This window comes from Vibrio owensii CAIM 1854 = LMG 25443, from assembly GCF_000817815.1.
GTDB classification, from domain to species: Bacteria; Pseudomonadota; Gammaproteobacteria; order Enterobacterales; family Vibrionaceae; genus Vibrio; species Vibrio owensii.
On the sequence record NZ_JPRD01000035.1, the window covers coordinates 1 to 16077 of the forward strand.

Annotated in this window: 5 protein-coding genes and 1 pseudogene; 3 read left to right on the plus strand and 3 right to left on the minus strand. The window is 45.6% G+C overall.

The features are described from left to right. Positions 1-154: 154 nt before the first annotated feature. Positions 155-4426 (minus strand): SpvB/TcaC N-terminal domain-containing protein, encoded by a 4272-nt coding sequence (locus tag H735_RS18465; protein WP_020197550.1) that lies wholly within the window; start codon positions 4424-4426, stop codon positions 155-157. 49 nt (positions 4427-4475) lie between these two features. After that, positions 4476-13271, minus strand: a complete 8796-nt coding sequence (locus tag H735_RS18470) for a Tc toxin subunit A-related protein (RefSeq protein WP_080641622.1) — start codon at positions 13269-13271, stop codon at positions 4476-4478. Between the two features lie 254 nt (positions 13272-13525). Between H735_RS18470 and H735_RS30240 the strand changes: the two are divergent. Continuing rightward, positions 13526-13917: pseudogene (locus H735_RS30240) on the plus strand (Tn3 family transposase); the annotation flags it as partial. Between the two features lie 100 nt (positions 13918-14017). Here the strand turns inward: H735_RS30240 and H735_RS18480 are convergent. Continuing rightward, positions 14018-15019: a DUF4238 domain-containing protein gene (locus H735_RS18480; protein ID WP_020197552.1), complete on the minus strand. Its 1002-nt coding sequence runs from the start codon at positions 15017-15019 to the stop codon at positions 14018-14020. 297 nt (positions 15020-15316) lie between these two features. Between H735_RS18480 and H735_RS18485 the strand changes: the two genes are divergently transcribed. Further along, entirely contained in the window at positions 15317-15730 is a 414-nt protein-coding gene (locus H735_RS18485; RefSeq protein ID WP_306301438.1) for a recombinase family protein, read from the plus strand. Next, positions 15679-15924 (plus strand): helix-turn-helix domain-containing protein, encoded by a 246-nt coding sequence (locus H735_RS32035; protein WP_306301439.1) that lies wholly within the window; start codon positions 15679-15681, stop codon positions 15922-15924. Before H735_RS18485 ends, H735_RS32035 begins: the two co-directional genes overlap by 52 nt. The last annotated feature ends 153 nt before the right edge of the window (positions 15925-16077 follow it).

The window sequence follows — 16077 nt, forward strand, 5'->3', positions numbered from 1 at the left end:
ACTCATTATGTTTTCCTGTTGATATTTTACAATTTTTTAAGATGAGACAAGGTAGGGAAAACAGGCGGCCAGGATAACCCTGACCGCTTGGTACGATCTGGGAATATTTTCGACTCCTATTGAGGTTTAGCATCCCATCTCAATTGGACTGTTCTTAACCTTGCGCAGTATCATTCTCATCTTCACTGACAACGAACCACGGCGTAGTGAATGTCCGTCGTAAGCCTCCTTTCGCGGTTTCGACTTGCCTTACTCGACCTAATGGGTCGTAGTAGTGAGTATCTGCATACAAGTCTTGTCGGGCACTATCATCACAAAGGTATTTCCAGCTATTCAGGAAGTAAGGTTGGAACGTCCGGATAGCTTGTCCTTTGTTGTCATACTCCGTCTTACCAGACACCGCCCAGCGAAAGTTCGTGTTAGCCAGCAATGGATTTCCAGCCTCGTCTGTGACAAGCGAACCGCCATCTTGTCGCTGCAAAGCTTCTCCATCAACTTGACGAACTGTTGTTTGCAGTGTGCGCCCAAACCCATCCGCAAATACAGCGCTCTGTCGAACCTGCTGAGCAGCGTCGGTGTCATACCTGTCTGTGGTCAGCGTGACAACATGTGGCGGCAATTTTTCCTCTCCCTCCCACGTCCAACTTTCAGGAATGTAAGTCATACTCAGGTACACTGGTAAAGGAGCCGTTAAACTCAAAGCGCTATCGACCGTTTTGGGTGGCGTAAACGCTTTGTCACTGTATCCCACGGTTTGGTTATTTTCCGTACCATAAAAGCGAGCAGAGGTGACACGTCCTAGAGCATCGAACGTAACTAACTTTCTATTATCATTCGCATCTGTTGTGCAGACCGGACTTAAAAATCGCCAATCATAGTCCGCGGTAGTCGTTAACCCCGCTGCATCTTGTATTTTTATCACGGCACAGTCGTAAGTATCTCGAGTGACGGTTGTACCCCCTGTCAGCAACGTATCTCGGTAAGAGCTAGGAAGGAAAAAATGCTCAAAGTCATCATACGTGGGGTAACCTTGTCGTACAGTCCAAAGCGTCAACCCTGTCTCGGTAGAGCGAGGGAACAAGTATGCTGACGATGTGTATCCAGCTTGAACAAGGGTGTTCGAGTCAACATAAGCAGAAAGCGCGTCAACCATTGCCTTATCTAAGGTTGCTCCTTCATTGAATGCGACCAATGGTGGGAACGCAGGCAAAAGATTTGTCTCATTACCATCAATATCGAAATACCAAGTTTGTTGTTGACCTACGAAGGTTGCCGCATTATCAGCCAAAAGGTCGCTATCTGACTGCAACGCCTCTAACGTTAATCCATCCTCAGGAACCTTAGTTGCCGGATATTCAAATGCATCTTCGCGTGTCGCATTAGGGAGCCCATGGAACCAAATACCCTGACTAACATCCTGTAATAAATGCGTGCTGTACTGAGCTTGCGTGAGGCGCAACTTTTGTTGCTGTTTATCGAAGCTATCAGCAAACAGGGTCTCAGGTAAGCTATCAGGATATGGACTGTCTGTGGGTTGGATACGACGCGGGTAGTGGATATTAACTTGATTCAACGGCCTTCCATACTCATCACTGCTCATTAATACTTGTTGAGTGCACTGAGGGTCACTGATGACGCGTTCGTAATAATAGCTGCGATGCTCAATCTCATGAGGCCAAACAACCGGAAAGTCGCTGCTTGCATCAATTAAACGTACTTGTGGGCGAACTTCTGTCACTGTGTACGGTACGTCTACCTGGTTACTGTTGTCATCCCCGTATAATTCACTACGCAATAACATGCCCTTCACCCCACGGTTTAGCCAAAAAAGTGTACTATCGTCGGGAGTCAGCGTCTGTTCATTGTCGCCGCTACCACTGGTAAAGCGAGGGGTATATCCAGTAAAAGCAGCACTGTCACCTGACCAAAACTCCTTCACTAATGCCTTGTCTACTTCAGATAAACCTGTCGCGTACCAACTCCGAGTGATAGTCGGCATGTTGATTTCTGCCGCACTGCCTTGCGCGGTCAGAATATCGGTATCGTAAACTTCCACAAAACCAAACCCACGGAACTCCTTCTCACGGCCATCCCAGACTCCATGTCGATAGCTAGCGGTGCTAACCAAACGATTACCGGTGACTTCATCGGTGATCTCTGTGCATTGCAGAGTATGCAATGGAAATGGCAGATAACATGCAGGAGTGGGAAGCGCTTGCGCCAAACAGTTTGCCTTTTCATCCAGCCAATATTGGGCAGAACTTCGGTAAGTTAATGTATGATTTGCCCCCATATTATTGTTCATTCCTTTCAGGAGCCAAGGCTTAGCTTCTGATAAATGGCACACCCAATGTTGCACCGTGAGATGAGGAATGGTCATGATGAGGCTGGTGACGCCCAAGCCTTGAATATCAGCCAGTTGTAGAGTACATGTACGATCATAGTGAGTACCTTTAGGCAACGATACACGGAACGCTTCAGCAAACTGGTTGCCACTCTGATTGAGATAAATCAGGAGGTGGTCATGCTGTGCATATATTAGGTCGGTGGTGCCAGAGCCATCGATGTCTGCTAGATAAAGTTGAGCGGGGTTAAAACTATCTCCAGGTTGACTAAACCCAGACATCTCGATGGGTTCGCCAAAGTCACCATGTCCTAAGTTAGGCCAATAACGAACGCTATCTGCACAAATTTCCACTAAATGCTGTTGGCCACTCCCCGCCATATCACTAAAAGCAACCAACGTTCGTTCATCATTATTCACAATAGGCAGTGTGATACCGGCTGATTGGGCCACCGTTTGCGCCTGTTGCCAGCCGTCACTTGTACCACTATATAGACGCACACTTCGAGGGCCAATGAGCACCATGTCCATCAATCCAGAGCCTGTGATGTCAGCTAATTGAGTTTGAGGGTGAGCAAACTCCGTTGGTAAAGCCGATAACGGTGTGAAGGTTTGCCATTCTCGTTCCGACGTTCGCTTGTAATGCCCAGACATGCGCGGACTTGTCACGACCCATTCAAGATACCCATCTCCGTCAAGGTCCATAAGCATTCCTCCGCTTTGCAAGGAAGGAATGGATGGCAAAGGAGATGAGCGCTCCCAAGTCACTGCATCCTGAGAACCCCCTGTTTGGCGAATTGGCGCTCGATACCACCATGCTCCCGAATCTTGATACAAAATCCCCGCCATACCTTCACCGTGCAAGTCAACCATCTGCCAAGGTTGTAATGCATTCAGGTTGTTCATATCGTGACGAGGCTGCCAAGTAGCTTCCGTTGGAGGGGGAAATTCTTGCCAATCGAATGTCAGAGGAGGAAGCGCACACATTGTGCCCGCTGGCTCATAAGCTACTTGACGCAGCGAGGCCAACGTCGTGACCGACAAGTTTTCGTTATACTCCAAAACCAGTCTGGTAACTAACGTCATGCCATCACCAGTATTTTCCTCTCCGCTCAGAGCCGTCACATCGTGATACATTAACACTTGTCTACAAAGGCGACGCGTACGCAGTTCAAAGCCGAGTTCCCAACTAGAAAACATATCCTGTCGGCACAACCAATTCCCCTCTCCCGGAGCAAGCCAAGAGGGTTCGTTATTCACATCCACCCCTCGCTCACCATAGTCCAAGACCAATGCAAACAGCCAATCAGAAGGAATTGGAGAAGCACAGATGGCCGATAGAGTACGCCCCGCTTTTTTGTTGCCATACCAAATCGAAACTGGATAACGCTGAGCTGCTGAATCTGAGTGAGCGGCGATTTCTCTAGGACTACACAAGGTGTCATCTTCAGCTCGGTATTGCCAGAATATTTGCTCACCCGTAGCGGATACGGATGACTCAATTAACCAAACCGCGTTCTGGTTCGGAACCACAGAATGATTAATGCGAGCCTGTTCCTGATATCCCAGTAAGTGTACTTGGCCATCAGAGGTGTAGATCACCCAAAAAGTGGTCGCAGCACTCGAAGAGGACACCCAATACTCCAAACGACTAAAATCTGTTTCGGTTCGGGAGCGGTAGGCATGGACCGTAAAGCTCTCACCAAGAGACTCTCCTAATAAAGTACTGGCTTGACGGATTTCGGGAGTTCCTCCGCTCATGACTGGCACCAATACCTCTCCATCTGGGCCGACGAAAGAGTCAGTACCATCATAATGTGGCACCCCTTTATTTGTGCGAAGTCGGATAGACATCACATTGATGTTCCAACCCATTCCGAACGGACTGTTGCCAGCACGGCTGTGATAGCTCAATTGCAAAGAAGGGGCGAAACCACGCCCAGCGCTGATTGGCAGTGGAATACTGAGCGTTGTGGCACCGTCCGGACCAGCTCCGGCGATGTCTCCTTTCAGCCCACCAATACTCCCTCCTCCTGCAGGCAGAGTAGGGGTTTCCAGTTTCAGATTATTTATATTTTGCATAAATTGATCCAACCTTCCCCATAGAGATGGGGAAGGTCTGGCTCCATGGTTAGTCAGTAAGGATGGTGTAGCGGATGTGCAGCACGATGTCGTTCAGGCTTTGCAGAATGCTTCGCTGCTTATTAATGTTCTCGTTAACGTTCTCGGCTTTCCCGGCATGTGGGAATGACAAGGTTAACTTGGCACTGCCGTCACCATTGATCGGCAACCCTTCAAACGGCAGGTATTTGCTGTCATTGAAGTCCAGCTGGAATTGGCCACTATCATTAATACCATGTGAGATCGCGGTGTGCATACAGCTTTGGTGGATGCCGTTGCCATTGCCGCTGTAGCCTAACACCGCCTGAATATCTTCATACGGCCCCAATAGTGCGGGTAGCGACACGCTGATTTGTTTGATGCGACGAACCGAACTGCCACTGTTACTCAGCATAGCGTCAGGGTAATCATCTGCGATAGCCAACGCATTCAAGTCGATACTTGCAGTGAATACCTTTGATTCGGTACCCATTATTTCTACCATTCCCAAGGTGTGCGGCTGTAATGAGGACACTGTATCGTCCAACACCAGGTTGACTTCGGCATTAAATCCGGCACTATCGATTCCCATTTCCTGTGCCATCGAAACCGTACGATTCACTTCTAATGCTCGTCCATCCCACTCTAGATAAGCCGATTCCATCTGAGCTAAGTTCAACAACAATGCTTCACCGCTCAGCAATCCTGCATGGTTACCATCCCAAGCGCCGGGTTGGATAAAGAAAGAAGTATCTTGAGTTTCCCATTGGTAACCCAGCTCCGCCCTCATACAACGGGCAACCGTCAAATCGTAGAATTGGTAGAACACCGCAGACAAACGGCCTTGCATCCAGCTGTACAGTTCAACATTGCTGAATTTAGTCTTAAGAAAATCCAACTGAGTTTGAGTTTGCGCCTGTTGGATCGCTACATAGTCTTTCTGTAATTGAGCCGCTTCTAGTTGAACGGCTAAGCTATGTTGTTGTGCCTCCAATTGCGCGCATTCATGTGCAGCACTATCTCGTTGGATAGACCACTCTTGTTGACGGCGGCGATATTGCTCAGTGAGCGAGTGCGCTTCGGCGGCGGTTGCCAACCCTATAGCGCTAATGTCCATACCAGAAGCGATCGCCGAGGTAACAGCGCCCCAGCGACTTCCCCCCACAGCCATACCAAAGACGTTTGGCGCCATATCCAGAGCCGCACCGGCGGAACGCATTGCGTTAGCTGCCACAGACATCGAGCCGGAGGCGATGCGTTCGTTAATACTTTGACGCTCAATAGTACTAACACCTTCATTTAACAACTTTTGATAGCTATCACGTCGTGCTGTAGCGGCATCTAAGCTGGCAGACAAGACTTTTTGTTCGGCTTGTAACTGCTCGATGGTTTTGTCCTGCAACTGTTGGCTGTACTGCATCAGTTCTTGTGCTTGCGTTTGCAGTAGCGCATTGAGGGCTTCACTATCTTTGCGTTCCAAAACAGAAGATAACGTATTACCAAACTGGATCAGTTGACCAACTAGGTTACGAGCACTCTCCAACATGACAGGAAAGCGTTGAATCGCTATCGCTGCGTTGCTTGGCAGAGCATCAGAACCGCCTGCACTGGCGGCAGCGGCATTCTGCAGAGCCTTTGGATCAGCAGGCGTGGCAAACAGAGGCAGTGTTAATGGTTGACCGTCAATACTCAGATTGTGGCGCAGATTGAACAGACGCAGCTCCAATGTTTGCCAATAACCTTTCAGTTTGTCATTTTCGCTAGGTAAGAACAACGCAGTCAATGAATTAGCAGTGCGCGCCTTCAGAGTCGTTAACTCTGAGGTCTCTCCTCGCACCAGACGTTCCATCAGCATCAAGCTTTGTTGCATCGTGGTGTCACTGGCTGCCTGCGACAATGTCGGATTGTTCCAATTGCCTTGCTCAGGCAAGTCCGGTTGCGGCCCCAGTAACTGCAGTGCACTCAGATACCACATCTTAGCTTCAGCTAAGGTATCGCGTTCTAGTTGACGATAAGCCATATCACCACGGGCGATGAGCAAGTCCAGCAGCTTCATGAAGGTGGTGACCTTATAGTGCATCGGATCAGCCTGCGCTACCACATCGGGGTCAGTACTATCTGCTTGTGTTTCATCCCAGGCGGTATCTTCTTCCAGTGGACGAGTGTTCCATTGGCGATCCGTATGATGACGCTCTGGGAATTTACCTTCCAGATAACCCTCAGGACTGAATACGTATTTCAGCCAACGCTCGGCTTCTTCAAAATTCTGCGATTGCAGTAATTTTTCAGCAACCATCATTGGTGTGTAGTAAAACAGTTCCCAGAAATACAAGCCGTTAGCGCCGCTAAAATCCATTGGTTCAGTTTTATCTTTCAGGGCCTGTGCACTATCAAGGCCTTCAAACAACTCGCCTTTCAGATACCAACCTTCTGGTGACGGCTTGTCCGTATCTTCGGTACGATCAAAGAATAAGCGTTCTGTCCATCCACTTTGATATTGAGCTTTGACATATAAATGATCCTTATCACCATAGGCATTCGGATGCCTAGAGAGGAAAAATTGTACCTCTGTTTTCTGATCCTTACTTAATGTCCCAGAGGCAACCGCAAACGCGTCCCCACCTTCAAAAACATCAACGTGGAATATGGTAAATTCTTTTGAATCCCCATGAATCTGTGGATCGTACGGTTCAAAAACTAATTTTACATAAGTCCCATCCCCTAACTTAGGTTCCGGTAATTTTTGTGTATCCCAACTCAATACATTATCTAGCCCTGACTGTGCACGTTTCACGAGTTCATGTGCAAATAGCGTGTTAAGCCGAGTGCGCTTGGGGTGAGTTCTATTTTCCAAATATGAAGCTTGGTTGTCACCATCGATGATCTGGATGTTATCGTTAGGATTGATGTCGACGGCTTCGTTTTTGATGGCATTGATTTTGAAGTCCTGCTTGTACACCACCTCACCATCTTGTTTCACCGTTAGGGTACGGGTTGTACTCAGACCATTGACAGGGATTTCGAATTCGTAATCCTTGTCAATGTTGGTCGAGCCATTCTGGGGTAGCTCTAGCTCCCCTTCGCCCCAGTTGTAAGTAAACTTTCGACCTAGTGTGTAAGCCGAGTGACCCAAAGTGAAAGCTTGTTTCCATGTGCGACCAACACTGGCAACGACTATGTTTTGACTTTCGTGGATTGCGTTACCATCTGGATCCCTCTTAATTATATGTTTAATAGGAACAGTGATTGTGCCCGCAGGCTGACGTTTTATTAATTGTTCCTCTCCTGCAAAGGAAACTATAGCCCCACTGAAAACGCCTTCTGCGGTATACTCTATGAACAACAAGCTGGTGCTTTCCATGGTACTACCTCCTGTAACTTCGTAACATATCCGCCCATCAGGGTTACTCTCTGGATCATGGTCCGAAAAGATAATATACGCGGCGTCCCCATTGCCAAATTTAATGCCGTCGTCATCATAAAGCACCTTGCCAGTATCCTTATTTTTAACTACGACATGTATTGGATGGCCATAAGAATGCCAGCCATCCCAAACAAACCTGACGTGGATCTCTGGTTTGCCATCATATGCAAAACCCTTATAGACATCTGTTTCATCAATACGCCATCGGCCACTTACTGTTTGAGTAGTTACCTTACCCAAAGTAACATCATAACCGTCGATTTCTGTTGTAACTTGAACATGAGCAGTAAACTCAAAATTCTCATTAACTGGTTGAGCGGTTATGTTAGCAGATACCGCACTAAGTCCGCCTCCGGTATGGTCTTCAATCTCTCCAGGAATCACAACAGCATTCGGTTCAGTGGATATATCCTTGGTCTCAATCGTCGCTTTCGCGATATATGACAATTCCGCTGGAACCACTAAGTTATCCACGGTCTCATTCTGAATATGGGCATCACTGACTGCTAGCCAGTCAGAGTCCGTCGTATCAATTGCCTCGTACTCTGTAACGTTAGCACTATACGACGCTGCATTGATGTAGCGAATCAACTTGTTCGGGTTCCAATTGGTGTTCAAGTTATTTGAGAACAATGCATAAATGTCAATCCAATCATCCCCTTCAATCCACACATTTTCCATGTTGTTGTAGATAAAACCACCATAAGCAGGACCTTCACCACCTGTAGCCATAGAGCCGTTTCCATCATAATTTCCATGAACAAGCGAATGATCATACAACATGAACAAAATTGCATTCTGTAAAGGATGGTAAGACACGTAGAGATTTAGATTCGCTAAATCCGCGTAATCTGATTCATCAAAACTTCCTTTGAAGGAATCTTCCGACGTAATAACCTCGGGTCCTCCATTATCAAGATGATTTTCAGTACGGGTAGTCACCTTAACGCTAAACAACTCCGGATTTTCAGGTTTAAAAACGTAGGTTTTATGACCATTAAAATTATCAAAATTATCCACTGAGCTTACATCGTGTTCATTTGGATTAACTTTAACACCATCCACTTTTACATTTATGAATTCGTCTAAAGTAGAATTCCCCGAAACATTAATAGCAAACAGATCTGAGCTATATTTCCAAATATGAGGCGTGACTTCTGTATTCGGTAATTTACCGATAGAGCTCCCATCATCATCTGTCAGTTTAACCTTGCCAAAAAACGGAAAACTTATCGTCGGCGCCCAGCTACCATTGATTTTCCGGTAGCTCAACTGCAAGCTGTATTGTGTCTTTTGATTCAGCTCACCATTCGAATCAACCCCGTCCGAGACCATTTGCTGCGAGACCCAAGCGATATACAGCCGGTTATTGAAGAGAACCGGGCGCACTTCATTGTTGAATGGGGTGATTTGACCTTGAATTTCTTCCCAGTCAGTCCAAGCGGAAGCTACATAACCACCCGCTCCATCGCCAGACTCATGATTCAAGCTGCGCCAGTAGTAACGATAAGGAGTCGCGGTGCTGCGACCAACAAAATAACTTAAGCCTTTGTTCAGTTCTGCCGCATGGTGGTAACCGCACAGCACTTTTAGGTTAGCTATATCTTCAAAACCGTTAAGATAATTGGAATACGCCGTTTCGACCGAGTCTTTATTCAACTGGCTCTGATTCAACTCATTAAGCAATTCGCCTTGAAGACCACTTTGATTATAACGCAACGTCGGGTCAATGTAGTTTTCCGGGTAATAAGCTAATTTGGATACGCCAGCCCAAGTGCTGTAGCGTTTGTTATACGAATTCCATTGAGTAAAGAAAGCCTCCATCAATTGATTTCGGTCAACACTCTCCTCAAGCCCTTGTAGGCAACGATTGATGTACAACTGAACACTGGAGATGGCTTCAGCGAGACGGGTTGTTGTGATTTGCCCACTCACTTGATTGTCAATCAGAAGATAATCAAATAGCTCGTCACGATTCTTTATGGATATGCTGCTAGGTAAAGAAGGAGCTACGGTATTTATGAAATAAGCACACAGAGCGGTACTGAGCGATTCACCAAGTAGAATGTTCATCTGGTTCCGTTTGGAAGAATCCGTCATACCAGCTACAAGCGCTCCAGTAAGATTTTGCCATTCAGAGTAAGGTTGATCAATTTCGCTGTTCAACAAATCGCCTAGAGCTTGGACCGACAACCCTAGACTGACAGATTGATCCAACCATTCCATCATAAAGACGGCTTGACTGGCGTTTAGGTTAGCCGAGTAGGCACCTACACAGTTGGCGGCCTGTGCTACTTCACTTTCTGGCATATCTAACCAACGGGCGAGCACTGCAGTATCAAGCTGATTGGTATCCAATAGAGTCAAACATTCACTGATCGCTTCACCGGCACATAATTGTAGCGTTTTATAGCGATTTAGAGCTTGTTGGGTATTCAAGTTAAGCGTCAGCTTGCCAGTCAGATTGCTTCCTAACGTTGATGGTTTATTCACCGCCAATTTTAATGCCGCTGCGTTCAATTTCCAGTATTGAATGATAAATGCCAACTGACCTAGGGCTTGGCAGAAAGTCGCAAGCTTAGCGCTTTCTTCGACTTTGGGCGTATCCCCTTCGCAATAATCAATAATGGCATCACGGAAAGCGGCCATACTGGTCAGACTCAAGTCTTGGTCAGCGGCAATTTGTTCTACCCACACTTGCTGTGTTATGGCGATATCCACGTTATCCAAACCAAAGGTGGCGGCGATATGAGGTGCCAACAGTCGGTGAAGGGAAGCAGAGGGAAGCATGGCAGCGCGTGGTGAGGGTGTGTAAGTGTAACTGCCGACGGGCGTGATAGTAGCCATGCCAGTTTGACTCCCCATACTATTATTTTGTCGCGCTACCTCAATGGACAGTTGCTCGTCTGTTGCATCGTTATCTGCCACGGTTGGTAGAGTCAGCCGCACGCACACGGTACCTACCGGCATCGTAAGCAACGTCCAAGGGCTTACGAGTTGAATATCCTGTTGTGACTTCAGGACATTGCCGCCAACATCCAGATACTCTGCTTGAATGGCAGAGCCATCGTAGTCCGTCGAGGTAGTGCTAATATCGTTTATTCTGACCGCGAGTTTGGCCAAATCCCCCGTATCATTGATATGAATCGCACGGGTCAGCAGCACTTCGGCCACTAGGTCTTCGCCTGCGACGGCGGTGTGCGAAGACACACTGGCCACTTCAAACGTTCCCCCCACTTCCCCCTCTTTTACCACCTGATAGAGCGTACGGACGAGGCTATCGATTTCCGGCGTCATTGTTTCAGGATAAGCGTTAGTCGTCATCACGTTTAATTCTGCCACACTCAGTTGCTGTGCAACCAACCATTGATTGGTGCTGTAGATGGCGTCCAAGTAGTCTGCAAGCGAGGTGTAACCTCGCGGGTACTCTGTTTTTCCATTGAGTTGCAACAACAGTTGTAGTTCTTGTGGGGTTAAATTATGCACCCTTGCCCATAATCCCACGCGGTATAGTGCGCTGAGGTTATCCAGACTGCGGGGCCAAGAGAAATCATCGTGATCCACAATAGCTGCCAGAGTCACCAACCCCGCGTCATCAACGCCTAACGCGCGTTTTAGGACTGAGCGTTCTTGTACATGCGTCGTATCATCCAGAGCAAAGCTAATGGTGCCGTATGTAGTAAATGTAATATCATTCAGTGGCGGATTATTGAACAATAAGTCAAATTGACTCAACTTACCCGACTGCGCATAGACGTTGATGTCCGCCCCAGCCAGCACCAATGCATCGTCCTCGCTTAAGGCATAACGTTTTTGATACTCCAAAGTACGAGCCGTGAGTTGTAGTGTCTCCTCTGAGATATGGGGTTGAGAGTCGTCTATTGAGGATAGCTGTATTAAGTTACTTAATGCAGCGGGAGACAACGGACTTTTTTGGCAATAACGGATTAGATTACTGAGGGAAATAAACTGGCGTTTGGACAGATTGGTCGGCTCATCAAACGAAACTGTCGTCGCTGCTTGATAGTTATACCCACCTCGAGCGACTCTAAACTCAAGTTCACTGACCGACTCAATATCGGTTGTTACGTTAAAATAACAATATGCTCTTGGAACTGAATCATCTTGAGATAGCACTGGTTCATAGTTTATATATATGTCAATGCATCCTTCTGAGTCATCTAGGGCGGAGCTAACAGAAAAAATAACATGCTCTGCAACGTTTGAGGGTAATATCGAAAAATCATTGATTTGGCTACCGTCGTCAAAAAGTGTATATGTAAAAGCCCTTTTAACCAATTTGCCTAGCGAATTAACACCAACAATTGTTCCACTGCCACCATCATCTTGAGAACCAAAACACTCAGAGATGGCTAGGTATTGACCGCCATACTCATTTAGTGGTGTTGGACGAGGAGTATGTGCAATGCGTGAATAGTAATCGACACTACCTGATGCCTGTTCAAATATAGGCAACCCCAAATAATTATTTAGTTCATCTTGGCTAATCCCCACTCGCTGACAAAAATATTCTACATCAGACAGTTGTTCAATATCGGCTGTACCAAAATGGCGCAGCAACGCACTGTTCAGATCTGCCTCTTCACTTTCACTGGGAATCGGCTCCAGCAATAGCCTTCTCAGGCCCGGCGACAGGTGGTTTGCATAGGCTGCACGGATATTTGTTGGGAAAGCTCCGGCTTTTTGGCTCGGCGCTAGAGCTTGGGCAAGAGCTTCAAAACTGCTGTTTTGCGTTGTCAGTGCCGTTTCTATGCTGGTAAAAGGTTTGTGATACGGAAGATCAAACGGATAAGCAGCGTAGTCAAGAGCTTCGTATACTTCGTTGGCATCTTTATCAGTCCTATTTTGAATGGTGTTCGACAGGATTTCATTGGATAGCGCCAAGGTTGTCACTTCGGTGTCCAAGTTGCTCTGACTCAGCGATAACGATTTCAGATCCGGTCGGCGTTTATCCAGATATTGCGGCTGGTCACTGGTGTGCAATTGCTTACCTTCTCGGTATAACTCGGTCAGATAAGCAGCGGGAGAAAACATCGATGCAACCGAGGATTCGGACACGTAAGCATCAGCACGTTGACCGAACAAAACTTCGTAATCAAGCGATGCTTGTTGCAACGGGTCGATTGCCAGATGCGGCACTTGTTTAAGCTGTGGGTTGGAATGGGTTAAAACTTTGCGAGTTTTCGCTTGGAGTTGTTGGCGGTAACTTTTCGCCTCACGATATACTTGTTTGGCCTCGCTCTTACTTAAACAGCCTCTGCATTGTTGAAAGAAACTAGAGAAAGTTGACGCTGCAATATCCATTGGACTGATATAATCCAATTTTTCTAAGGAAGTTCTATGGTGCTCAAATAATTGAGACGACGGTGACCTATTAGACATACTTAGTTCTCATCTTAGAGTGATTGTTATGTAGGTAAGATGCTAACCAAAAGCGCAAATCTAAAAATGTAAAAGCGTCGCATATTTAACTAACGCAAATGATAATTTTGTAATAAAGAAATTAAGCTGGATACTTCCCTTTTTGTTTACATAGCGGACAGCTATATGTTGTTGTGCAGAGGAGATAAAAATTAGTCAACAAAAGAATGGCTTTAATCAAATTACGGAGATAAAGGCAATAAAGCCACTAGGATAGCAAGGTGCTTTCAGATGAAAGGCAGAGGTTGGGACGGGTTTTAACGGAACAACTTGATGACACAACCATTGCCCATTTGAACAAGCTGATTGAACGCGATGAAACCCTTTCTCGCCTTGCTATTCTCAGACAGGAGGCGCGTGACTTCGGATGGCGACAGATGAGTCAAGAAAGGGAAGAACCATTTTGGAGTCATTACATCATAAAGCCTGCAATATTTTACCTGCACTGAATATTTCTCAACAAAACCTGCTCTATTACGCAAGTCTGGCAAACTTCTATACCGTTTACGATCTGCGTCAACTGAAACCCGAGCAGGCGCATCTTTATCTGCTGTGTTATGCATGGGTTCGTTATCGTCAGTTCCGCGATAACTTGGTGGAAGCCATGTTATTAGTAATCACTCATTTAACATATCATTCGAACAACGATCTTGAATTTGCGCTGACAAAAAATATAAGCTTCTGAAAATCAAATATTGTTGAGAGGGTTATAACTGCGTGTTCACAAAGGCTTGAACTCTATCGTATCGCTCTCCAACATACTTTTTGTAGGCTTTTAGCGACTCTTCACTGTTATCAAAAATGTGTATATGAGCACCTCTAGCCGTTTCTGTGTTCAGTTTTACGACAGCTTCTCTGCCTACCTTAGAAATCCCACCACGAAACTGACTCGAACTACAATATACATAAGCAACGATTGGAGAAATAGGATAAAACAAATCAAATTGTTCTTCTGTTGGTGATTGAAAGGATTCTCGCTTTAATTCAGGGTAAACATTGACAGAAGGACAGTCAGAAGTAATAAACGGCATATCGCTTTCGTTGACTAGTAGGCAATTTTTATAGTTATCCCTAGAGCTATACATTGAAAATCCCAGATTCCCACCAAGCATATGACTAAGAAACCACCAACTTTCATCAGAATTCTTATGTATCCATTGAGATCCCTTTGAGTCACCTTTGGACATTGCAAGTAAAGCGAAGTCTTTGAATGCTTTTGTTCTGGCAAACTGTTGACCCAAATAATTAAAGAAACTTACTGCATGCTTAGTACTATCTAAGAAAGACAAATCTTTGTTAGCAAGGCTTTTCAAGGCATAGGTTGCGCTTTGTTCATACGCAGTATGTAGGTTCTCTAGAGAGTTATGTTTATGTGCTTCAAACGCTTCTTCTATTTCGTAATCTTGAATATTGCTATTTTTGTACAGTCTTTCCATATTTTCAACATAAATAAAATACTTTAATAGATTCATGTGTCCTTCTCTAATCTCACTTTTCGCTGACATTAGTTCCATTAGTTTTTTATTGTCTTCTGTAATCGGCCTGACATGGTAGAAGTGACGCTCTTTAGCAATCATCTTTACACTGTCTTCAACTAGCTTACCTCTTACACTCCTGAACCAGACTTTGTTCTTTGTTCCTGACCAGTTTCTTAAATAGTTAGCCCAAACATAATGATGCTCTTTTTTTAACTGATTAACTTTCTTCATAGAACTCTCATTAGTATGGCGATATTGCCAAGCAGTTAACTTATACACTCTACAATTACTGACAGTGAATACCCTCAGTATTGCAGATAAAGGCTCATTGGTAACCAATGCAATACATAACCATTTAACTTTACGATACTGTCGATATAAACAGGTAAACACAAATAGTTCACATACAGTATACCTCACGCGAACCACTAAAAAGGCACTGTAATTTGGTTCGATAAGTATTGATTTATAACCCTACGCGTACCAAAATCAAATACCACACTCAAATCGAACCAATAATAAGCAACCATGTTTATAAGAGCCTATTTACGCGCCTCCACCCGAGACCAAGATGCCGAACGCGCAAAAAATGAACTACAAACTTTCGCTCACGACCACAATGTTCGTATTGCCAGCTTTTACACGGAGCAACTGTCAGGTGCTAAATTAGAAAGAGCTGAATTAGCTCGTTTGATAGAAGACTCGCATCGAGGTGATGTTTTACTCATCGAGAAAGTAGACCGCCTATCTCGTCTCCCCTTCGAACAATGGAAGGAACTCAAACAAAAGTTAGTCGAAGCCGGTATTAATATTGTTGTACTCGATCAACCGATGACACACGCTGTTCTCAATCATAGTGATCAACAAACATCGATGATTTCGCGGCAGCGATGGCCAGAGACGACTATGAGACCAGACGAAAACGCCAAGCCCAAGGGATAGACAAGGCCAGAGCTCAAGGAAAATACCAAGGACGAAAGCCTGACTTGAAGCTGAGAGAAAACATTCTACTCTTACTTACTGAGGGCAAGAGCTGGTCGCAAGTACAAGAACTCTTAGGATGTAGTCGTTCAACTATTGCGGCAGTAAAGAAATTAACCTCCACATCACCGTCTAATAGAGAAAAGAATATGTAACCAATTGATACTAAAGGATAATTATTTTTCGACAATGGGAAAGGTGGCATTCTGATATCAGAAATACGGTCAAACCCCGTATAAAAAGCGTTAGTACGGGTTTGACATCAAAGGTCATAAGTTTTGGTGTTTATCTGTTTTGGCGCTCGTCTT

Excerpts from the sequence above, each read along its gene's own strand:
- H735_RS18465 (WP_020197550.1), bottom strand. The coding sequence starts at position 4,426 with ATGCAAAATATAAATAATCTGAAACTGGAAACCCCTACTCTGCCTGCA.
- H735_RS18480 (WP_020197552.1), bottom strand. The coding sequence starts at position 15,019 with ATGAAGAAAGTTAATCAGTTAAAAAAAGAGCATCATTATGTTTGGGCT.
- H735_RS32035 (WP_306301439.1), top strand. The coding sequence starts at position 15,679 with ATGGCCAGAGACGACTATGAGACCAGACGAAAACGCCAAGCCCAAGGG.
- H735_RS18485 (WP_306301438.1), top strand. The coding sequence starts at position 15,317 with ATGTTTATAAGAGCCTATTTACGCGCCTCCACCCGAGACCAAGATGCC.
- H735_RS18470 (WP_080641622.1), bottom strand. The coding sequence starts at position 13,271 with ATGTCTAATAGGTCACCGTCGTCTCAATTATTTGAGCACCATAGAACT.